The organism is Staphylococcus pseudintermedius, assembly GCF_034042775.1.
GTDB lineage: Bacteria > Bacillota > Bacilli > Staphylococcales > Staphylococcaceae > Staphylococcus > Staphylococcus pseudintermedius.
Window position 1 is genome coordinate 332,857 of the sequence record NZ_CP120150.1, and the last position, 22,108, is coordinate 354,964.

The following is a 22,108-nucleotide window of genomic DNA, read 5'->3' on the forward strand; positions in this document are numbered from 1 at the left end:
GAATATTAGTCTATGTTTTTTTGAATTTCATTATAAATCATGTCGCCAATATATTGTGACGCACGTCCATTTTCAATTGAACAGAAACGATTATAAAACGCGTCAATTCGAGTTTTGTACTCCACTTCAACCGCATCTAATTGCTTCAATCCTTCAATTAATGCCCCCGGCTCTGTATAAATTGGACCTGGTAAATCTTTATGGTAATCAATGTAGAAACCACGTAAATTTTTATCATACTTTTCAATATCATAAGCAAAGAAAAATTGTGGTCGTTTCAAAATACCGTAGTCGAACATCACTGAAGAGTAATCTGTAATCAAGCAGTCACTAATTAAGTACAGCTTCGAAATATCATTATAATTCGACACATCAATCGCAAAATCTTCATAACCGTTTAAATCAAGGGCATTGGCAATCAAATAGTGCATACGTAATAAAATGACATATTCATCGCCTAATTCTTGTTGTAAACGGGGGAGATCAATCTTTAATTCAAATGTATATTGACCTTTTTTAATGAATTCGTCATCACGCCATGTCGGTGCGTACATGATGATTTTTTTGTCTTCAGGAATGTTGAGTTCTTCTTTAATGCTTTGTTGTAACGCTGTATCATCTGCACGATTCACTAAAATATCGTTACGTGGGTAGCCGATTTCTAATACTTTTTCCGGTGGCATCCAAAATGCAGTACGGAAAATTTCTGTAGAATAACGGTTCGGTGACACTAAGTGGTCCCAACGTGAGGCTTCTTTATGGAAATTTCGTTTATACAATGCCGTTGTTGTTCCTGGCATTCTGACAACTTTCATGTCATTGGCAAGACGTTTTAAAGGTGTGCCGTGCCAAGTTTGAATGTAAATTTGGTTCGGTTTTTTATTTAAGAACAATGGAATACGTGCATTGGATACCCAGAATTTTGCTTCTGAATATGCTTGATAATACGCTTTTGAATTTTTTTCAACTTTCTCAACTTCTCCTGGGACAACGTTATATTCTGGTTGTTTGAACACCCATTTATAGTTCAATTCAGGATAATGATCTTTCATATATTCATAAATGTATTTTGGACTGTCGCTATAATTTTTTCCGCCAAACGATTCAAAGACAACCGTTTTATTATTCACATTTTCATCTTTGTCCGTTAAGAAATATTGAGAAAGTTCTTTCCCTTTTTGACGTAACGCGACACGTTTTGCATGACGTGTCACAAAACGCAATCGGTTAATACTTGAAGCCCACCCTATTTTTCTAAATGCTAAAGCGAATGTTTCTAAAGTGAACAATATTTTATGCTCTTTCAGAATGTCTACACCAAGGTGGCGCACCACTTGAGCGAGTGCGTCTTGATGTGTCGCAAAGCGCTGTGCAGTTTCACGTAAGTTCGGTGAAAAGTCGTTATGTAATGTATTGAGCATGCGCTGTTTAATAAATGTGCGTGTTTGTTTATTTTTCACTCGAGACAACGCATCAATAAAGCTTTTGGCATAGTCTTCAAATAAGAAGTCAAAGTTTTGTTCAGACAAAGTATTTGTTTCAAACGGATCATACACTTCGCCTTTAAAATAGAACGGGAAGTTAATCACACGAATGAAATGTTCTGCATATTGAACATAATCTAAAATAAATGACCAATCTGTATACACTTTTAATGATTCGTTAAATTGAAGATTGTGCCCTTTAACGATTGCTGTTTTAAAGATGATATTACATGCTGTGTTTTTTCTTAAAAATGAATTAGGGTTACTTGTTGTATCTAAATATTTAATTTGTACACGGTCTTGATCGACGAATTGTGGCATATTTAATGTAAATTCGTGTACAGGTGCAATGAGGCCGTCAAAGCTTTGAATATGTTTTAAATAAAAGTTAACCGCATAAGTAGCCAATTTATCATCAGCATCAACAAACATAAAGTAAGGCGTTTCAACAGCTTGCATTCCTACATTACGCGCATGAGCATGACCTTGGTTTGTTTCTAATTTAATGTATTTTACTTTTTTATCGTAATCTGCTAAAGCTTCATCGAGTAAAGGTTCACTACGATCCGTGGAACCATCATTGACAAGGATGAGCTCGAAGTCTTGATTACGTTGACGTTTAATATAACTGATACACTCTGTGATGTACTCCTCTGAGTTGTAAAATGGCACTATAATGGATAGTGCATGCATAAGGATCATCCTTTCAGTAATCTTTTAACATTTGGTATTATATCATTAACATTTAATCAAAAGTAGCAATAAATCAAACTTAGCTTAATAAATTTAAAATTTCTCAGAATGAATAGAATAATCATTTTATACAATGATGGGGTGTAATCCGAAATAGAATAATAATTGATAATTGTAAACTACTATTTTAAATGCTATATGTTTCGTGTTTGAAATCATGTAAAATAGGGTTTATATAAGTAATATTCTAGTTGGGGAATATATTTATTGATGTTTTGAAAGGTAGAAAAGTTGTAGGGGAACTCGTGAAATTTGAGTTAAAGAGATGACGAGATTAAAACTAAAAACAGCGCTAGTGTTAACATCGAATGAAAACTTGTAGTTGTGCACTCAATATATGGTTGGTATGTGGAGATAGCAATGAATGATATCGATATTCATAACAGAAACTACAGATAAATTGAGCAATGGTATGACTGTTACTCAATTTTCTTTTTATGTCATAGGGAAGGAATATCATATGACAGAACCGTGTTAACGAGAGTAATATGAATTTTATCAATGCGCTATGTACAAAAGGAATGAGGAGGCGACTATGCTTTATACTATTACATCGACGCTACCGGAAGTTCATGGTGGACGTACGAAATCACTATTAAAAAGAATTCAGTTTATGGAAAATCATTTCCAAGAATCACATACGATTTTGACTACGAATTATAACCCAAATTATCCGCGAGTGATGGAGCGGTTTAGAGAGCGTCAAATTTTAAGTGAAGATACAAAAGTTGTGAACATTTATGAATGGTTTACAAATGGAAAAATTGAGCAATTCCCATATACGAAATTTAAAAAGAAGCCTAAATATCATGAAACACCGATTGAAATTAAAGGCTTAAGTTATCAACAAAGTAAAAAAGATGCTAAAGTTTTCCGTTATTACAAAGAGGATACTTATATGTTGTATCGAAAATACTATGACATCGAGTTAGGCATTTTGCATTTTGAAGATGTGATGTTGCCGAGTCAAAACCATAAAGTAGAGCGTCGAGAATACAATGAATTTGGTTATTTACATCGTGTCATTTTGTATGATAAAAAAGATAACTTTAAATTAAGTGAAACATTGTATGACCGTGATGGTGAAGTCTATTGTATTCGTCATTTTAAAGGGAATAAAGTTTCTCATATTCACTTGTATCAAAATGGAAATATTACGCATGCATTTGATGATGAGAAAGATTTTTTTACTTATTTTTTTGAAAATGTTATTGAAGCCAATTCTAAAGTGTTCAATGATGCGCGTTTGTTGGACCGTGCGATTTTAAATGTATCACAGCCGATTAAGAATATTTTTATGATTCACAGTAGTCATAAAAATGTTGATGATAGTATTAAGAAAAGTTTCGGAATTTTTAACCAGCGAGTGGACGAAATTGATCAAATTGTCGTATTAACAGAGCAACAAAAACAAGATATGATAGAAGATTTTAATATTTCGGCGCAACGGATCTCAGTCTTGCCACATTTTATGACGATTCATGAGCCGCAACACGTTGAAAGGAAACAACGCTTCTTATATATTGGTCGTATTGATGAGAATAAACAGCTCTCACATATTTTAAAAGCTTTTAAAATTTATCAAGAAGCGGGATATGATTACGGTTTAGATATTTATGGTCATGGAGAAAGCCGCCCTGTAAAGCAAATGGAACAGTATATTCGTGAACTTAATTTTGGGGATAAAGTTCAATTTCATGGCAAAACGAATCAACCGGGTAAAGTGTTTAGTCAACACGCTGCATCATTGCTTACCAGTCAATTTGAAGGCTTTTCGTTAGCTGTGATGGAAAGTATTAATAATGGATGTCCAGTACTTGCATACGATATTCGTTATGGACCGAGAGAAATGATTAAAAGTGGTGAAAATGGTTACCTTGTAGAACCACAAAATATTGAAGATTTAGCAGATAAAATGATGAAAATTACAGAGCATCCTATTACTGACGTGAAGTTAGATGACCGGTTTGGCATACAGCATGCAGAAGAAAAATATGCAGCGCTCCTTCAGTCAGTGGAATAAAATCATGCAATAGCCATCGATGCAAAATATAATCATTTAATGATAAAGAGTACGATTGTTTATTGAAAGTCTCATTTTTTGTACTTCATACTATAAATAAGCGAGGTTGAGATGCTGCGTGTCTCAATCTCGTTTTTTAAATATATTTGTTTTAAGGTGTCTCAACATAATGTGATGCCTATTTGTTGTACACCCCAAGCGGATACAAAAATGGGGGACTGATGATAGGAACTGCCCTTTACGTTAAGTTTTCGATGACATTGACTTTTCGTGTAGCACTTTAATTCATATTGAAATAAGGGGGACTGAGGCTTATGTATTCCCAGTTTTATTTCAATTTATGAACTGATTTTCATAAATGGTGATTAAACCACCGAAAAATTAAGAAGGATTTGGACATAAAAATGGATCCTATTGGATGTCTTCATTTTAGAAATTTGCCCTAAGTGACTTTATGTGATGTGGATTGCCCTGAAGGCTGAGACTCCTGATAGAATGCGTGCATATTGCTCACAACGACTTCTTTACTTTAATAGTGGTCACTGTTTATCGCAGTAGCTGTCTGACTTCTCAAGGCGCATGCTTTTGAGAAGCCGAGTCAGCCTTGCGGGGGCAGTACAACGAAATTTTTGTTGTACGTGAGATTTCTGTACTACTCCCAAAATCCACTAACGCTTCAACCAATGTAGCAGTTTAATCAAGCGTTAGTGCGTTGTAGGGCCAGCTCTTAGGAAACGCGAAGCCATGAAGGCAATCAAAAAATATAAACCTTAAAAATAGGACAAGTTAAAAATATTGCAACAATAGCATCAATCATCTTTATATCCCACCCGGTTGACGTATCTTATCGTATTCACCAATAGGCACTAGAAAAGATTTCCTTATTTACAATTGACACTAACCATTCTAAAATAGATTTATAAAAGAATAAAATGTTTTAGTTTAAAACGCGTTTTAGTAATGAAGTGAATTTTGTTTGATATGATTAAGGAAGTGGTTACAAAATGAAGATATTGATAACTGGTGGTGCTGGATTTATTGGTTCACACGTGGCAGAATATTTTTTCAACCAACATGATGAAGTTTATGTTATGGATAATTTGAGTACGGGTTATCGAAAGAATATTCCTTTTATTGATGACGAACATTTCTTACATATCGATGTTAGAAATCATGAAGCAGTGGCGCATATCATACAAACGCATCAATACGATATCATTATCCATTTGGCAGCAGTCGTCAGCGTCGTAGAGACAATAGAAAATCCTGAAGTGTCTAATGAGGTCAATATTTCAGCACTTGTTCATTTACTTGAATTAAGTCGAAAACACTTACCTCATCTTAAAAAATTTATCTTCGCGTCTTCAGCGGCAGTTTATGGTAATAATCCGACTTTACCTAAAAGTATCACGAGTCATATTCAACCTGAATCTCCATATGCGATTCAAAAATATAGTGGTGAACAATATGTAAAGTTGTATCATGACTTGTATCATTTACCGACGACGGCACTCCGATTCTTTAATGTTTACGGTCCTAAACAAGATCCTCAATCTCAATATTCAGGGGTACTCTCCATTATGAAACACTGTTTTGATCAAGATGAACCATTTACTTTCTTTGGTGATGGTGAACAAACAAGAGATTTTGTTTATGTTAAAGATATCGTTCAAGCTATTCAAATTGTGATTCAACAACATACCTCGCATGGTGCTGTATACAATGTAGGGACGTCGCAACCCACATCTTTATTATCGATATATGAAATTTTTAAACATTTGTATCAAAAAGAAATTCCAACGCAATTTGCTGACCCAAGAGAAGGCGATGTGAAGTATTCGTATGCGGATATTGAACCATTAAAACAATTGGGGTTTTCAACGCAATATTCACTAGAAGAAGGACTTAATGAATATTTAAATTATGAAATGTATCATCCTTTATCATAAGTATCGTTTCTATATATTTGTAGATAAGATTATCAAATTGTGATTTATCAGTCCTAACTACAATGTTAAGACTGTTTTTTTGTTAATGCACAGTTTTTATGTGATGATTATCACAATTTATGAATTTTTGTATAGTAGGCGTGATGAATTTGGGATGTACTAAGAAAGAGTCATTATCTACAATTTTATTTAAAGGAGGAAAAGATGATGAAAAAAAGTATCAAGACAATACTGTCAAATCAATTATCTAGAAAATATAAATTTATAGCGTCACCTATTTTAAAAAGGGCGAAATCAAAATATCAGAAAAAAGTGAATCAATATGCGCAATTGTATCATTCGACTTCAATCAAACCGCATCAAATTTTGTATCAAGTGAGAGACGGTAAAAGTATCACAGACAGTCCTTACGCAATTTTTCTAGGTTTAAATGCCCATGAAACGTTTTCTAATTACCAACACATTTGGGTAGTAGATCATCCCGATACTTTAGTTTTCTATCAAGAAAAATTTAAAGTCTTTCAAAATGTCTCGTTTGTGATTAAGGAATCGAATGAATACCTTAAAGCGTTAACCGAAAGTAAATTTTTGATTAATAATGCGACTTTTCCTGCTTATTTCACAAAAAAGCCTGAACAAGTGTATATTAATACCTGGCATGGGACACCACTCAAACATATGGGATTTGATGTTAAAAATAATTTAAAAGGCTCTCAAAATACGATGAAAAACTTTTTAGCATCAGATTATATGATTAGTCCTAATGCGCATACGACGAATATTTTTAAGCATGCGTTTAAATTGGATGGTTTATATAGTGGCGAAATCTTAGAAATAGGTTATCCGAGAATAGATTTAACGATTAATACGACGGCAAATGAAGCCCGCGAATACTTAGCTGAGCATCTTAACTTAAAGAAAAACCCTATCATACTTTATTGTCCGACATGGCGAGGGAAGAATGTTAATGACCCAGAAAATAGTTTACTAAATATTTTTGAAGAAATTAAATTACTAAATCAAAAGCTACCTCATCAAGTTTTAGTTAAGGTACATCCATTTGTTTACAGCAAGGCTAAAGAAATGCCAGAACTCAAACCTTATTTAGTACCAGACTTTTTAGATACGAATCAATTGATGCCGGCTGTTGATTTGATGATTACTGATTATTCGAGTATATTTTTCGATTTTCTCGTGACGGATAAACCCATTGTCTTTTATGTACCGGATCTAGACAAGTATCAAAATGAGCGTGGTGTTTATATAGATCTATGTGCTTTACCGGGCCCTGTCGCGGATAATATTCAAGACGTGATTACATTGGTGAGTAATGAAAGTTACAAAGATGCTGATGTTCAGGAAAAATATGCAAAATTTAAGCATAACTTTGTAAATTATGAAAATGGCTCGGTGACTGAACGTTTAATCGAAAGCGTATTTTTAAATCAACAAGACACATCATCTAAAAATGCTAGTCATCATCAAAAAGAAAAAATATTACTGTACCCAGGTGGAATGAAGCATAATGGTATTACGACTTCTGTTATTAACTTATTAGCAAATATTAACTATGACAAGTATGATGTTACAGTTTTTACGAATAACACGAATAACGTTGAACAGTTAAATAACTTACAGAGTTTAAATGACAATGTACGGATTGTGTTAAGAAGAGGTCCGATGATTGCTACGTTTAAAGAGCTTTATCAAAATGAATTTGTTCGACAAAGAGGGATTTACAAGTCTTTTGAAAAACGTTTATACCCGAAAGCACTTTTCGAACGTGAATTTAGAAAAATATTTGGAGACTCTCAATTTGATTATGCGATTGATTACAGTGGGTATGCGATGTTCTGGTCAAATCTTATTTTGGCGAGTGGCGCTAAAAAGAAATATATCTTATTGCATAGTGATATTAAGTCGGATATGGAGAGAACAGTGAAAGGGAAGCGTCCACACTATCAAAACTTGAAAGGTGTTATTTCACTTTATCCGTATTTTGATAAATTAGTGAGTGTTTCAGAAGCAACGAAAAAACTTAATCAGTCTAACTTTGGTGGTCTGAAGTTGAAAAATCGTCATATTGCTTCAAGAAATACAATCAATATTGAAAAGATCAATCAGCTGGTTGATGATGATAGCGACTTGTTTGAAAAAAATGGGACACCTGTATTACCAACATTAACAGAACATGGCATGGAAGCGATTGAATTTTCTCAAGATGACTTCAAAATTGTATCGGTAGGTCGCTTATCACCAGAAAAAGGATTTGATTTACTTATTAAAGCTGTTGCTGAGTTGGCTCCGAAATATCCACAGTTAAAGTTATACATTCTAGGAGATGGCCCATTGAAGGGGACGTTGAAAAGCCTTGTCGAGCAGCTTGGTATACAAAATCATGTTTACTTTTTAGGGCAGCGTCGTAATCCGTTTTTTATTGTGAAACGCGCGGATGTCTTTGCACTCACTTCTCATTACGAAGGACAATCTATGGTGATTTTAGAAGCGTTGACTGTAGGGACGAATGTACTTGCTTCAGACATTATCGCTAACCGTTATGTGCTTGAAGATGAGAAGTACGGGATGTTAGTAGAAAAGAATGAAGTTGACATTGCTAAAGGTTTAGAGCAATTTATTAATGGTACGAACAAAGATTATACGAAGTTTGATGCTGTTGCATATAATGAAGAAACCATCCAAGAGTTTTATTCGTTACTAGAGCGTTAAATGCATGAAAAAGAGGGTGAACTCACAATGAGTGCCCTCTTTTTTTCATTTTAACCTCAATTTGAAGCTGTTTTTTTCTTCAACAGTTTCATGATGAATGGATAGAATAATGCTAATACAGTCATCATGGTTAAAACAATCGCAATCGGTGAACCGAAGAAAATGTCGCCGAGTTGATTGTGACTCGTAATTAAGCTTTTACGGAAGTTTTGTTCCATATCTGAGCCGATAATGGACGCTAAAATGAGTGGTGCAATTGGAAAATCTAATAATTTTAATAACAGGCCAATGATGCCGAAAATTAATAAAATGTAGAAGTCAATAACACTATAACTTAATGTGTACGTACCGAGAAAGGCGAGTACTAAAATAATTGGATAAAGTGTTTTTGGTGGTGTTTTTAAGATTTTCAACAACAGACTAATCATCGCAATATTGATGATGACTAAGAAAATATTGCCAATAAACATACTATTAACGAGTGTCCATACCATTTCGGGTTGTTTCTCGAATAGGAGTGGTCCAGGTTGTAAACCAAGCATCACAACTGCACCGAGAATCACGGCTGTCGTTCCTGAACCGGGTACACCCATCGTTAATAGCGGAATGAGTGAACCGACTGAAGCGGCATTGTTCGAAGCTTCTGGTGCTGCGACCCCTTCAATCGCCCCTTTACCAAACAGTTTACCATTTTTAGAAAATTGTTTTTCAGTCGCATAACTGAGTAGGGAAGCCACTGACCCACCCGCACCAGGTAAAACCCCGATAAGGAAACCAATAGGACTTTGTCTTAACATCGTCCAGCGCGTCCGTTTCCAATCTTCTTTCGTTAATTTCATCGAGCCTAAATCACTTTTCGGAGGCACTAATGTATCTAAATGCATGTAGTTGTATAGGACTTCAGCAACAGCATAGACACCGATAATGATTACGAGAAAGTCAATGCCTTCACTTAAATGCGTCACATTAAAAGTGAAACGATACACACTGGTTTGTAGGTCGACGCCGATCGTACTCATCATTAAACCGATAGACATGGCAATAAACCCTTTGACCATTTTACCGAGCGATAATGTGACAACCATGGACAATGTGAATAAGAATAAGACGAAATATTCACGTGGTCCAAAGTGTAGAGCAAATTCGGATAACGGCTTGGCAAGAAGAATAAAGCCAATGACTGAAAAGAGACCGCCAAACAGTGACGCAACTGCAGAAATTGTTAAAGCTTTACCGGCTTGATGATTGAGTGTCATCGGATAACCATCAAATGTCGCAGCAATGGCTGATCCGTCTCCTGGTGTATTTAGCAAAATCGAACTTCTGGAGCCACCATACATTGCCCCATAGTAAATCGAAATCATCAAAATTAACGCACTGACCGGATTCATCCCAAATGTGACGGGAATCAGTACAGCTACCGCCGTCGCAGGCCCTAAACCAGGCAGCATCCCTACGACTGTACCGAGAAAGCCGCCAACTAAAATCCACAATAAATTCATCGGTTGGAAGGCGGTCGAGAGCCCTTCCCAGAAACTATTGATATCGATACCCATATGACCGCCTCCTTATGGCAAACTCACGTCTAACAGCTGTGCAAAGGTATACCATGCGACACCTGAAAAGACGATAGCAACGATTAAATTTTTCAGCCAATGTTGAAAGCCATTGACTAGAAACATCACTGCTGCGAGAAACAATACTGTCGAAATTAAAAAGCCGATACGTTCAAAAATAATTGTATAAATAAGGATAAATAAACATGTCAGTCCAATGCGTTTCAGAACGAGAGGTGTTAAAAATGCTTTGAATTCATTGAATGACACATTTTTATCACGAAGCATTTGAAAAAAGTAAATGATACTCATCACAATCAATAAACTCGCGATAAGAATTGGAAAATATTTTGGACTTTGCGGATCACCAATTCTAGAAATCGGTAAATTGAGAGAGAGGAGTAAATAGATGACGCCAACAACGAAACAAACGATAGGCGCAATAAGTCGTACCATTTTTGATTCCCCCTTTGTTTAAAAACCAGCGTCTTGAATCAGTTGTTTATATTTTTTCTGTTGTTCGTTTAAAAACTTTTCTGATTCATAGCTGTCTTTGTAAAAAGCATCCCAGTTTTTGTTTTTGCGAATGGTCTCCCATTGCTTTGAATGAACGACTTTTTTCATGGTGTCATTCCAATAAGCGCGCTCTTCTTTTGTCATATTTTTAGGTCCCATCACGCCACGCCAATGTGGGAAGACCATGTTTAAACCTTGTTCTTTCCAAGTTGGAACATCTTCTAAACCTTTCACACGTTGATCAGAAGTGGTTGCCAATACTTTAAGCTTGCCTGCTTGATGTTGCGTTTTCACTTCAGAAACGGCTGTTGAAGCGATATCCACGTGTCCACCGAGGAGTGCGGTTTCTAAATCACCGCCACTTTTATAAACGAGAAAGTCTAAATGTTTCACATCGACGCCATATGCTTTTGCGGCTTGTACAAAAGCAAGATGGTCGTTATTCCCTAAACCAGGGGCTACACCAATCGTTAATGACTTCGGATCGGCTTTTAACTTTTTCATTACTTCTTTACCAGAAGACAGATGAGATTGGTTAGAAGCGGATAAACTGATCCATTCCGTCGCTAAAATTGCAATCGGTGTAAAATCCTGGTGACGCAAATCACTTAAACCGAGTTCGTGGTTGGAAAGTAACAAACTTGAATTAATTGCAATCGATGTAGGTTGGCGTTCACTGAGATATTGCCAGCCTACCTCGCCACCACCCCCTGGTTTATTGACGACTGTAATATTTTGATCAGTCAATTTCTCATCTTGCATAATTTTTTGGATAGCGCGTGCAGTCGCATCCCAGCCCCCACCAGGTGAAGCAGGTGCAATAATTTCTACTGTGCCATTAGGAAATTTTTGACTACTTGACGTCTGAGGTTTGTCGTCTTTGTCGTTATTCGTACAAGCTGCTAAAATGAGCACAAGGCCCATGAAACATGTCACGAGTTTTCGCATAACTCCATACCCCCTTTGTATGTGACAATTAGTTATATTTTATCATAATATTCAGAATTATAGAGGTTGGATTCAAATGATATACTATTGTCAACATTATTTTGATTTTGGTTATCAATCAAAGTTTGAAAGAAGATGGGAGAGCAGCTTTTAATGATAAAAGAGTGTGAGAAGAAGTTGATGACAAAAAGAATCCCCTCACTAATAGCGGCAGTGGGGGGATTAGTGTTTATTATGTTGGCTTCCTTATAAACAGATATTAAGCTAAAGATTCGTATTTATACAGCCTATTAATCTTGATGTCAGTCATCCTTCATGTTTGACTGATGGCGATTAAACCCAATCAATAACTTCTTCCTTGCTACGGCGTGTTTTGGCACGTTTTGGATCTTCCTCGCGATAACCAAATGCCACCATAACTGATGGTGCGTACTCTGCATCATCGAAATAGCCTTTTTCAGTTAAAATACGTGATACTTCATCGTATTGGAAACCTTCAATTGGGCATGAATCGATGCCTAAAAATGCTGCAGATGTCATCATGTTTCCAAGTACAATATAGGTTTGTTTGCTTGCCCAGTCCCATAATGCACGTTCGCTTTCGTAAAGATGTAAATTGTCGTTTTGGAATGCGGATGTTTTCTCGCTCATTTGTTCAATCATATCCGTATCCAATTGCTTCACATCGCGTAATAATTTTTGGAAATATTCATTTTCTGGACGTACATTTTTACGAGCTAAAATTAATACAAAATGACTCGCTGTGTCTAATTGTCCTTGAGCGCCCCAACTAATCGATTTGAGTGCTTCACGCATTTCAGGATCTTGAATAACTAAAAATTTCCAAGGTTCAAGCCCAAGTGAACTCGGTGACAGACGTCCTGTTTCTAAAATTGTATCGAAATCAGCGTCGTCAATTTTACGACTTGCATCAAAACGTTTTGTAGCAAAGCGATAATTAAATGTATCTAGTAACATTTGGCGTTTATCTTCCATTTGTTGCAACTCCTTTAAGTAGTATCATACAATTATAGTATAGATGACTTTAAATCGACGTTAAAATAGTTTGTTTGGATTCAATTTCAAAAGAGAAAAGGGGTTGAATGTCATGAATGAAAAATGGTATCACACCTTACCACTCGACGATATCCAGTCGATTGAACCGGTCAGTGGTGGTGATGTCAATCAAGCTTTTCGCATCAATACAAATGAAAGTCCTTACTTTTTGCTGATTCAACCAGGTCGTGAAGCGTCATTTTTCGATGCAGAAGTCGCGGGTCTCGAAGCGTTTGAAGCAGCGGGTGTGACGGCGCCGAAAGTGATTGATCAAGGACAGGTTGATCAAGATGCTTACCTATTACTGAGCTATTTAGACGAAGGACAAAGTGGCAGTCAAAAAGCGCTCGGAAAATTGGTTGCACAATTGCATCAAACACATGAACGAGAAGGTCGATTTGGATTTCATTTGCCTTATGAAGGTGGGGATATTCAATTTGATAATAGGTGGGCAGACGATTGGCAAACATTATTTTTAAAACAACGGATGGACCCGCTTGCTGAGGTGATTCGTCAGCGTCAATTGTGGTCTGATTCGGATGATGCGTTATTTGAAAAGGTATACGGCTTAATGGCAGACACGTTAGCCCAACATGAGAGCCTACCGTCTTTGTTACACGGAGATTTATGGGCAGGCAATTATATGTTTTTAACTGATGGCCGTCCCGCGCTGTTTGATCCTGCACCTTTATACGGCGACCGCGAATTTGACTTAGGAGCAACGAAAGTTTTTGGTGGATTTAGTCCAGCATTTTATGAAGCTTATGATACAGCCTATCCACTCGCTGAAGGGGCGACGTTACGCATTCGATTTTATGAGTTGTATTTATTGCTCGTCCATTTAGTGAAGTTTGGCACGATGTATCTAGGTAGTGTCAGAACCACGATGGAGGAAATTGTAGATGAAGCAAATTAATCGCTGTATTCCAATTTTGTGGTTGGTTTCGATCGTCATATTAGCGCTATTTTATACGCAACTCCCTGCGCAAGTGGGGACACATTTGAACTTCAATGGTGATGTAGACGGATGGGGTGCGAAAAGTCAATTGTGGATTTTACCGGTGATATTTTTGGTTATCTGGGTTTTTCTATCTTTGTTGCTACACTATGCGCCAGTATGGGAACACACTATTCAAGGGGCAACCGTTGAAAAAAGTCGGTCACAACGTCGAGATGTATTGCACACTTTAGTTATCGTACAGTTGACAGTGTGGGTGCTTTACATGGTGTATCTGATTGGTACGATAAATGGTAAAGAAGGGATACCGTTTTGGCTCATGTGGCTTGCGTATCTCGCCATCGGATTGACATTGGTCACTCGTATCGTCCATGTCTTTAAACGAAATCAAGCATAACAACGATAAGAAAGAGGCTGAGTTTAAGTTACCAGCCTCTCTCTTTTTTATGTATGCTTTATGCAGCGATTGCGGTAAATACGACACTTAGGATGAACACTGCGATGCCTAATAGCCAAGACCACTTGGCAGGTAAATGACCATTTGAATGAAGCATGACACCGAATAACCAACCTGACAACAAATTCGTTAAACTAAAGGCACTTAAAAGCGCGTTATCTGGTGCGAAAATATTTAGCGAATCAATTTTAACTGTTGTGATATCCAAATGAAATAGTAGTTGGATGGCACTGATAATAATAGTGGCACATAATACCGTATTGTAGTAACGTAATACGCCACCGAATATCCCTTTTTTAGAGAGTGCTTTCTTGAAAATCTTATAAATGATCAATGTGATGACGAAAGTGATCCCGACAAAAATTATACTTACGATGATGACACCAATGATGCCGATCACCATGACGATAGGTGAGGCTTGTTGTGCTTGTGCTTCCGTTAATCCTTGTTCAGTGAGCTGTTGAGTGTAATCTACCGTGAAAGTAGCGAGTGCAGCATGGATGATGATTAAAACTAGAAGTAATAAAATTTTCTTCCATAAATGAGGTTGTGTCCTATCTCTGTTAAAAGCTTCTATATACAGTGGTTTTGAAAATACCATAGACCTGCCTCCCATAAAAGTATTAAAAATAGTATAGCATTAAATAATATAATTTTATACTTGAATCACGATATTTGTATAAGCTTTTGTCATATTTTAGAATTTTTACTTGAAATATAAAAAAGCCTCTAACAATGTGATAATATTAAGATAATCTTTTTGAGGAGGCAAACAAAGTTGGTCAAGACAAATCCACCTCTATTCCAACATTTTGAAGACTTGCGCAACCACCCGACATGGAAAGTGAAAGCAATTTTAATGATGGTTGTGACACTCATTCATGCGTTTTTGTTGAAAATTGATACGGATAATACAACGTTATTAGAAGGTTTTGGTTATTCAAAACAAGATATTGAAGAGTTCCATCAAATTCATTGGTTCGCTGATACGATGAGTAGTTTGATGGGGGTATTGATTAGTTTTTTGTTTACATTTGTTGTATTTATGATGTTTTCTAAACTGTTGCACTCCGATGTTTCGGCCCAAACGATATTATCTGCCTCATTCAGTCATTCGCTTATTGTGACGACGGTTGCTCTAGTATTTGTATGTATTCAACTGATCTTTCATTTACCATTTCCTACATATAACATTACAAGCTTGAATATATTTCTACCAGGGAATATGTACCTAGCTGCTTTTGATGTACAAACGATATTCAAAGGTTATGTGACATTTATCGTTTATTATGCGACAAGTCGTTTGTCTTTACGCGCTGCTTTGACTCTAGGCTTGTTAACCATTGCATTGACGATATTACTGGCGTTAGGTTCAGCGGCTCTAGAAGACACGATACTCAGTTTAGCCGGAGAATTGTAACGGTCTGCTATATATATATAAATTTATTGTTTTTTTAAAGAGAATTTATCCTTCTTAATGTTATAATACAACCAAAGTATCTTATGCCATTAAGGAGGATTTTTATTTTGAAGAAAAAAACTTTGATTGTGTCATCACTGATAGGCGTTATCTTACTTACAGGAATAGCATTTTTGGTGAAAACATTTGGTGATGTCGGAGGCCAAAAAAATGAAGCTGCTTACGATACATATACTGTAAAAACTGAAAAACCGCTGCGTGTGACGGGGAAGATCTCTCCGGAGACGATTAAAACATATTTAAATAATGCACAACTGGGGACTTTTTTAAATGTTCAAGTGAAAGATGGACAGACAGTCACTCAAGGCACGCCATTATTGAATTATGATATTGACCCAACGCAACGCCAAAAGTTAGTCAAACAATTGACGGACGCGCAACAAAGTGGGGATCAACAAGCGATTAACCAAGCTTGGAAACAATTGAATCGCTATGACGGTCAAGTGAATAACAGTGTAAATGCGACATTTAATGGAACAGTATCTTTCGTCGATAACAGTCAAGTCGGTGAAGGTGAACCAATTTTGAAATTAATTGCGAATGAGTTAGAAATTCAGTCAACGATTTCGGAATTTGATTTAGAGAAGATTAAAGTCGGCGATACGGTCAATATTAAAGTAACAAGTACCGGTAAAGAAGGTAAAGGGAAAATCACGCACATTTCACAACTTCCGACGAGCTATCAACAAGATGCTAAAGGAGAAGCTGCTGGTAGTGCGCCCGTTGTAGGTGAAGGGAGTGAAGGCGCTGATTCATTAACAACGAATAATCCTGTACAATCGCATCCAACAGGTGAAAGCGACAAAGAAACATCGAAATATAAAATGACTATTGGTGAACTAGATTTTGATGCGCGTAACGGCTATTCCGTAGAGGCAATGATTCCGTTAGAAACACTCAAAATTCCAAAATCTGTGCTAACGAAAGATCATCATGTTTATATTGTAGATCAATCTGGTGTGGCACATCGTACGAAAATTACGTATGACGAAAAGAATGGTGAATTAATCGTGAAAAAAGGTGTTAAAAAAGGCGATCGTATCATCAACCATCCTGACGCTAAAATTAAAGATGGTGAGAAAGTTGAGGTGACCAAATGATTGAACTGAAGGGGATCAATCGTCATTTTAAAAATGGGAACGAAACCAATCACATTTTAAAAGATATCGAGTTGCGGATTGAACAAGGTGAATTTGTCGCGATTATGGGCCCTTCAGGATCAGGTAAGAGTACACTTATCAATATTTTAGGTTTTATCGATCGCGGTTATGAAGGGGACTATTTGTTTAATGGTGAGAATTACCAAAAAACGTCAGATAATGAATTGGCAGCGATTCGTAACCGGACAGTAGGGTTTGTATTTCAAAATTTTAAACTCATACAAAACAACACGATTTTAGAAAATGTCAGTGTGCCGTTATTGTATGCCGGAATGCGACCAGCTGAACGTAATCGACGTGTGTTGGACATTTTACATCGTGTCGGATTGTATGATAAAGAAAATTTAGTGCCTAACAAATTATCAGGGGGACAACAACAGCGTGTGGCGATTGCTAGAGCGATTGTGAACCGTCCTCGATTTATTATTGCCGATGAGCCAACTGGGGCACTCGATTCGAAAACGTCTGAAGATATTATGGCGTTGTTTATGGAGTTGAATCAAGATCAAGGCACAACGATGATTGTCGTGACACATGATCCAAAAGTCGCTGCACAAGCGGATCGTGTCATTCACATTTTGGATGGCCGAGTTCAAAGAGAAGAGGTGCTGTCGCATGGCGTACATCGCTAACATTCTCCACGTTTCATTACGTTCGATTATGAAAAATAAACGCCGTAATATTTTTACAATGATCGGGATTATTATTGGGATTGCGGCCGTAATTACGATTATGTCATTAGGAAATGGTTTTAAAAAGACAGCCGACGAACAGTTCAGTGATGCAGGTGCGTCGAAAGATAGTGCTTTGGTCAGCTTTTTACCAAATAATTTTGATACAGTGAAAGAACCGCCTTTTACGACTGAAGATATTGAGGTTGCACGTCAAGTCGAAGGGGTTCAAGATGCGAGTATTAAAGAAGATGATACACTCGGCTTAACGGCTGAAGCGCGCACTGTGAAAAAGAAAGCGGATGTGGCCGTCGTTAAAAGTGAAACTGTCACGGAACCAGACGAAGGGGAAGGTTTTAGTAAGGAAGACAATGCATTGAAACAGCGTGTGGCAACGGTATCTTCGGAAGTGGCGGAAACGTTATTTAAAGGTGATGCAGTCGGTCAAACACTGTATATTGACGATATCGGTTTTGAAGTCGTCGGTGTAAAAGAAAAGGCACAGGTTCCGAATGCTGTCCAAATTCCGACAAAAACAGTTGAAGCGGATTTACCTAACTTGAAATCTGACTATCCACAATTGATGTTAAAAGTTGGTGAAGATGCGGATAAAAAAGAAATAGCGACAAAAGTTGCGGATCAATTGAATCAACGAGGTTCAGCTGTTGCGCAAGGCAGTTACGAATATGCAGATACTGAAGCGTTGATGAAGAGTATCGGTAAAATCTTTGACTCTATTACGTACTTTGTCGCAGCGGTGGCAGGGATTTCACTCTTTATTGCAGGTATCGGTGTGATGAACGTGATGTATATTTCGGTAGCAGAACGTACTGAAGAGATTGCCATTCGACGTGCATTCGGTGCAAAAGCAAGAGATATTGAGTTTCAGTTTTTAATCGAAAGTGTCGTGCTTTGTTTAATCGGTGGGATTATCGGTTTAGTCATCGGTATTTTGATTGCGAAATTGGTCGATGTGGTGACACCTGAATATATTCAAAGCGCTGTGAGTTTAGGTTCGATTATTTTAGCCGTCGGTGTGTCAACTTTGATTGGGATTGTGTTTGGGTGGATTCCCGCACGTGCCGCAGCGAAGAAAGAGTTGATTGATATTATTAAGTAACCCCACATATTGGTGATGCTGAAGTGTTTCAAAATTATTTATTTTAAAAATATAGGTGAGCATCTTACAGGTTGCTGAACCTTTTTTCTCAGTTTAATCATTTAACCCTTTATAGATTGTTGTTTTGGGCTTCGCGTTCCTAGGTGCCTCGCTTCAACTAACCAACGCTTGATTTGACAGTAGCAGAGGTGGATTTTCCGCTTCGACTGGATGCCTCAGGAGTCTCGCCTAGCTCGCAAACGAATAAAGGCTATTGATTTTGTGAGAGAAGAAAGGTTCTAGCAATCTTTATTTTGGTTTTCTGACTGTTAACAGGTGAATGTATGAATCTCATCATTATCGTCGCGTAGGGAGTTGAGTGTGAAGTAGTAAGAGTGGTTTTGTATTGCACTACATTTTTGAAGCGGTTTAAACAATGAAAGAGGGAGACATAGAAAATTTTAGATTTCAATCTATTCATAGATTTATGATTCATTAATAATTATAAAACAGTATTAAAATAAAGGGAGGGATTGAACATAACAAATTGATGATATTGGTCGTCATCATTTCAGAAACTTGCCCTCTGTCTCGGTGTATTAGGTCTAAGATTGCCCAGAAGGCTAAGACTCTTGAAGGAGCAGTCCCTAAGAATGCGTAACCATGAGGGCAATCAAAATCCACAAATCATACGGAAAGCAAGTTAAACAAAATAATGTATCAATAGCATCAAAATTTTTTGTGTCCGGATGCCGTGTATATTAAATAGGATTAAAATTTGAAAATCGTTTTAATGACGTTAAAAATGGATAATAATAGTTCTATTGGTGTTCCTGCCATTGTCCTAACCTCCTTATGCTGTTTGATCCTCTGATTTGACTAAGTCTTCCGCGAGTTTGTGCCAGAATTCTTTAAGTTCGTCTTGTGAATGTGCGGTATCATTCGTATCTTGACCCACAAAGTCGACGTGGTCCCAACCATGTTGTACAGGCATCACTTGCCATACCCCTTTTTTCACTTCATCTGTAGCATCGATCCATGCTTGGTTGTACGGATGTTGTGATGAAACGACTGACACGAGACCATCATTTTCACGCCATTCTTTTTCAGCAGCTTTACCGATGATATTGGCTGTGAGTGTGAATGGGAAAAACAGGTTGTAATCAGCTTTTTGTTTACCTGAAAGTGACGGATGTGTGGCTTCACCTGTGTACGTTTTATAGACGATATTTGGATTGAGTGAAGTCTTTTTGTTCAATTTTGATGCGCCTTCACGTGTTAGATCATAGAATCCGTTATCTTCGGTACGCCACAATTGGTCATTATTTGCAACGCGATTAAAGTAATCATCCAATGACTCGCCTTCTTTACGCTGTAGCCCCCATTGATTTAAGCCAAAGTCCACGCGTGCTTTATTTTTAGCAAGAACTTGTGCGACATCGAAAACGATTTGACGTACAATCGGCTCATTACCGAGTTGATCTGATGCGTGTGTTCCATTATGTGGTGTGCCGAGTGTTGTAATAGAGGATACCATGTTGTCGTTATTACCAGTGAACAGTGGAGAAATATCGCCACCGTGTTCCTTTTGGTAGGCAATTTCTTCAGGATTTCCATTGCGTAACAACGCTTCTAATTGGCGAATCGTTTGTCCACCCATGCTGTGACCGACAAGGTGAACTTTTTGACCTGGCTTCCAATCTTTGTAAACACCTTCATATGTTTTACCGTAACGTGAATGACCGTATTTTGCGGCGTGTGCTGCACCGTAATCCACAGTACCTCCCTTAATGTAGTAATAAAGTTCTACTGCACGGTCGTAGTTACTACCGAATGCACTAATACTTGCTTCATATGTGTTGTAACCGTTCTCTTCTAAGTCTTGTCTAATATTCAGTTTTTCTCCACCCCAATAGTGAGATAAGACAGAAGGGTTTATATTGTCTGTAAAGCCATTAAAACCGTGCACTAAAATGATAGGGTCGTTGTTTTTATAGAAGCCTTGTTTCGCTTTTTTATCTGCTTGTGACTTCACTTGTTCAGCTTGACGTTGTTGATTTTGTGGTTGTGTCGTCGCTACATTGGCTGTCGTTAGTGTTTTCACATCATCTTTTGTAGGTTTTGGCGCTTTTGTATTCACGAGCGTATTTTTGTCCACGCTTTTCGTTGTCACTGCTCGAGGTGCAACGCGTGCATTGAACGTTTTTGTATTATTATCAGACTGTTCTGTCAATTCTTGGCGTTGATGTGTTTCGTCAGCAGATAAATCAATTGTTGTAGGTACACGATTTTCATCAGATGGTAAATGTGCCTTCTGTGAGTGAGTGGGTTCATTTTTAGATAAAGTTTCTTCTGTTTGCTGTGCGCTGTTTTCACTAGTTTGAACTGTATTTAGCACGTCTTTTTGTGCGTCATTATCCACTTGTGCGTCGGAATCAATAACTGTTTCTGCTGTCGATGGTGATTGTTCCGAAGTTTCTTTCAAATCAGCTGTTTCTTTAGGTGCTTCTGCTACTGATTTGGATGATGCTTGATCTGTTTCAGAGGCCGTGTCATCTTGCATTTTGTCAGTATGTAAATCTTTTGTTTCGGTTGATTGTTGAGCAGAAGGTGTTTTTGTAGATGACATGACGGATGTATCTTTTGTTGTTTTCTCGGATGTTGGTGTCGATGCTTCTTTAGCTTGAGGAGAAGCGGGTGTATCTTCTTGTGCGTGATTTGTTTCAGCAGTCGATTTTGCTTGTGTAGCGTCTTTGGTCGCAGGCGCTTCTTGATTGGTCGCTTGTACAGTAGACTTTTGTTCTGATGAATGGGCCGTTGATTCAGTATCGGCTAAAGCAGGTGCGTGAGATAAACCTATGAAAAATAAAGATGCGATAACGACTGATGAGGCACCGCTGTTAAATTTACGAATACTAAAAAGTTGTTTTTGATCTTTCATTTTTCCACCTCTTTGTTTATTAAATTAAATGAATAGGGTTTAGACAAAAATGTTAATCAGTAAACGTGGTAAGAAACCGAATATTTTAGCTAAAATAGCAGACATTAGTTTTCCCCCCTTTATATTGAAAAACCGAAAATATAATTTGAAAAGGTTTTCATTAATTTGGTGTAAGGATACAGTAATTTTAAAAAAATGTCAAAACGATTAATTCAAAATTTGATTTTTTATTTTATTACTTTAAATGCTCTGAGACATGAATTTGAAGGGGAATGTGGCGTTAATTTTGACGTTCAATATGAAGTCTAAAATTTTTTGAGCATAACAAAA

General features: G+C 37.1%; 16 protein-coding genes. 9 read left to right on the plus strand and 7 right to left on the minus strand.

The genetic code is table 11. The features are described from left to right. Positions 1-5: 5 nt before the first annotated feature. Entirely contained in the window at positions 6-2,177 is a 2,172-nt protein-coding gene (locus tag P3U61_RS01325; RefSeq protein WP_199569132.1) for a bifunctional glycosyltransferase/CDP-glycerol:glycerophosphate glycerophosphotransferase, read from the minus strand. Between the two features lie 595 nt (positions 2,178-2,772). Here P3U61_RS01325 and P3U61_RS01330 point away from each other — a divergent pair. The 3 genes from P3U61_RS01330 to P3U61_RS01340 all read left to right on the plus strand — a co-directional run bounded on the left by P3U61_RS01330 (position 2,773) and on the right by P3U61_RS01340 (position 8,936). Next, entirely contained in the window at positions 2,773-4,260 is a 1,488-nt protein-coding gene (locus P3U61_RS01330) for a glycosyltransferase (protein WP_199569133.1), read from the plus strand. Between the two features lie 1,004 nt (positions 4,261-5,264). Beyond that, entirely contained in the window at positions 5,265-6,209 is a 945-nt protein-coding gene (locus P3U61_RS01335) for an NAD-dependent epimerase/dehydratase family protein (protein ID WP_070407775.1), read from the plus strand. Between the two features lie 204 nt (positions 6,210-6,413). Further along, a complete protein-coding gene (locus P3U61_RS01340) occupies positions 6,414-8,936 on the plus strand; it encodes a glycosyltransferase (protein WP_199569134.1) in 2,523 nt (840 codons plus the stop codon). A 56-nt stretch (positions 8,937-8,992) separates the two neighbouring features. Here the strand turns inward: P3U61_RS01340 and P3U61_RS01345 are convergent, their stop codons facing one another. From P3U61_RS01345 to P3U61_RS01360, 4 genes are all read right to left on the minus strand, one after another. Continuing rightward, positions 8,993-10,492, minus strand: coding sequence for a tripartite tricarboxylate transporter permease (locus tag P3U61_RS01345; RefSeq protein ID WP_065354003.1), 1,500 nt, complete (start codon positions 10,490-10,492; stop codon positions 8,993-8,995). A gap of 12 nt (positions 10,493-10,504) precedes the next feature. Next, on the minus strand, positions 10,505-10,948 hold the full coding sequence (locus P3U61_RS01350) for a tripartite tricarboxylate transporter TctB family protein (RefSeq protein WP_014612937.1): 444 nt from the start codon (positions 10,946-10,948) through the stop codon (positions 10,505-10,507). An 18-nt stretch (positions 10,949-10,966) separates the two neighbouring features. Beyond that, positions 10,967-11,956: a tripartite tricarboxylate transporter substrate binding protein gene (locus P3U61_RS01355; RefSeq protein WP_063279099.1), complete on the minus strand. Its 990-nt coding sequence runs from the start codon at positions 11,954-11,956 to the stop codon at positions 10,967-10,969. 333 nt (positions 11,957-12,289) lie between these two features. Then, positions 12,290-12,952: an NAD(P)H-dependent oxidoreductase gene (locus P3U61_RS01360; protein ID WP_014612939.1), complete on the minus strand. Its 663-nt coding sequence runs from the start codon at positions 12,950-12,952 to the stop codon at positions 12,290-12,292. Between the two features lie 112 nt (positions 12,953-13,064). Between P3U61_RS01360 and P3U61_RS01365 the strand changes: the two genes are divergently transcribed. Next, a complete protein-coding gene (locus tag P3U61_RS01365; RefSeq protein WP_096536075.1) occupies positions 13,065-13,928 on the plus strand; it encodes a fructosamine kinase family protein in 864 nt (287 codons plus the stop codon). After that, on the plus strand, positions 13,915-14,367 hold the full coding sequence (locus tag P3U61_RS01370) for a DUF1648 domain-containing protein (protein WP_063279097.1): 453 nt from the start codon (positions 13,915-13,917) through the stop codon (positions 14,365-14,367). Before P3U61_RS01365 ends, P3U61_RS01370 begins: the two co-directional genes overlap by 14 nt. Positions 14,368-14,425: 58 nt before the next feature. On the opposite strand, the gene P3U61_RS01375 is transcribed toward P3U61_RS01370, so the two are convergent. Continuing rightward, positions 14,426-15,028, minus strand: coding sequence for a YIP1 family protein (locus tag P3U61_RS01375; protein WP_063279096.1), 603 nt, complete (start codon positions 15,026-15,028; stop codon positions 14,426-14,428). 177 nt (positions 15,029-15,205) lie between these two features. Here P3U61_RS01375 and P3U61_RS01380 point away from each other — a divergent pair, with 177 nt between their 5' ends. The 4 genes from P3U61_RS01380 (at position 15,206) to P3U61_RS01395 (ending at position 18,858) form a co-directional block, all read left to right on the plus strand. Beyond that, positions 15,206-15,847: a hypothetical protein gene (locus P3U61_RS01380; RefSeq protein WP_199569136.1), complete on the plus strand. Its 642-nt coding sequence runs from the start codon at positions 15,206-15,208 to the stop codon at positions 15,845-15,847. Between the two features lie 107 nt (positions 15,848-15,954). After that, positions 15,955-17,007, plus strand: coding sequence for an efflux RND transporter periplasmic adaptor subunit (locus P3U61_RS01385; protein WP_015729651.1), 1,053 nt, complete (start codon positions 15,955-15,957; stop codon positions 17,005-17,007). Then, positions 17,004-17,699: an ABC transporter ATP-binding protein gene (locus P3U61_RS01390; RefSeq protein ID WP_063279094.1), complete on the plus strand. Its 696-nt coding sequence runs from the start codon at positions 17,004-17,006 to the stop codon at positions 17,697-17,699. Before P3U61_RS01385 ends, P3U61_RS01390 begins: the two co-directional genes overlap by 4 nt. Further along, complete coding sequence (locus tag P3U61_RS01395) at positions 17,683-18,858, plus strand: ABC transporter permease (RefSeq protein WP_063279093.1); 1,176 nt, start codon at positions 17,683-17,685, stop codon at positions 18,856-18,858. The genes P3U61_RS01390 and P3U61_RS01395 overlap by 17 nt, the downstream gene beginning before the upstream one ends. Positions 18,859-19,690: 832 nt before the next feature. Here P3U61_RS01395 and lip read toward each other — a convergent pair. Further along, on the minus strand, positions 19,691-21,778 hold the full coding sequence (gene lip / locus P3U61_RS01400) for a YSIRK-targeted triacylglycerol lipase (protein ID WP_063279092.1): 2,088 nt from the start codon (positions 21,776-21,778) through the stop codon (positions 19,691-19,693). Positions 21,779-22,108: the final 330 nt, after the last annotated feature.

Excerpts from the sequence above, each read along its gene's own strand:
- P3U61_RS01330 (WP_199569133.1), top strand. The coding sequence starts at position 2,773 with ATGCTTTATACTATTACATCGACGCTACCGGAAGTTCATGGTGGACGT.
- P3U61_RS01375 (WP_063279096.1), bottom strand. The coding sequence starts at position 15,028 with ATGGTATTTTCAAAACCACTGTATATAGAAGCTTTTAACAGAGATAGG.
- P3U61_RS01360 (WP_014612939.1), bottom strand. The coding sequence starts at position 12,952 with ATGGAAGATAAACGCCAAATGTTACTAGATACATTTAATTATCGCTTT.
- P3U61_RS01335 (WP_070407775.1), top strand. The coding sequence starts at position 5,265 with ATGAAGATATTGATAACTGGTGGTGCTGGATTTATTGGTTCACACGTG.
- P3U61_RS01355 (WP_063279099.1), bottom strand. The coding sequence starts at position 11,956 with ATGCGAAAACTCGTGACATGTTTCATGGGCCTTGTGCTCATTTTAGCA.
- P3U61_RS01325 (WP_199569132.1), bottom strand. The coding sequence starts at position 2,177 with ATGCATGCACTATCCATTATAGTGCCATTTTACAACTCAGAGGAGTAC.
- P3U61_RS01345 (WP_065354003.1), bottom strand. The coding sequence starts at position 10,492 with ATGGGTATCGATATCAATAGTTTCTGGGAAGGGCTCTCGACCGCCTTC.
- lip (WP_063279092.1), bottom strand. The coding sequence starts at position 21,778 with ATGAAAGATCAAAAACAACTTTTTAGTATTCGTAAATTTAACAGCGGT.
- P3U61_RS01350 (WP_014612937.1), bottom strand. The coding sequence starts at position 10,948 with ATGGTACGACTTATTGCGCCTATCGTTTGTTTCGTTGTTGGCGTCATC.
- P3U61_RS01340 (WP_199569134.1), top strand. The coding sequence starts at position 6,414 with ATGATGAAAAAAAGTATCAAGACAATACTGTCAAATCAATTATCTAGA.
- P3U61_RS01395 (WP_063279093.1), top strand. The coding sequence starts at position 17,683 with ATGGCGTACATCGCTAACATTCTCCACGTTTCATTACGTTCGATTATG.
- P3U61_RS01390 (WP_063279094.1), top strand. The coding sequence starts at position 17,004 with ATGATTGAACTGAAGGGGATCAATCGTCATTTTAAAAATGGGAACGAA.
- P3U61_RS01365 (WP_096536075.1), top strand. The coding sequence starts at position 13,065 with ATGAATGAAAAATGGTATCACACCTTACCACTCGACGATATCCAGTCG.
- P3U61_RS01370 (WP_063279097.1), top strand. The coding sequence starts at position 13,915 with ATGAAGCAAATTAATCGCTGTATTCCAATTTTGTGGTTGGTTTCGATC.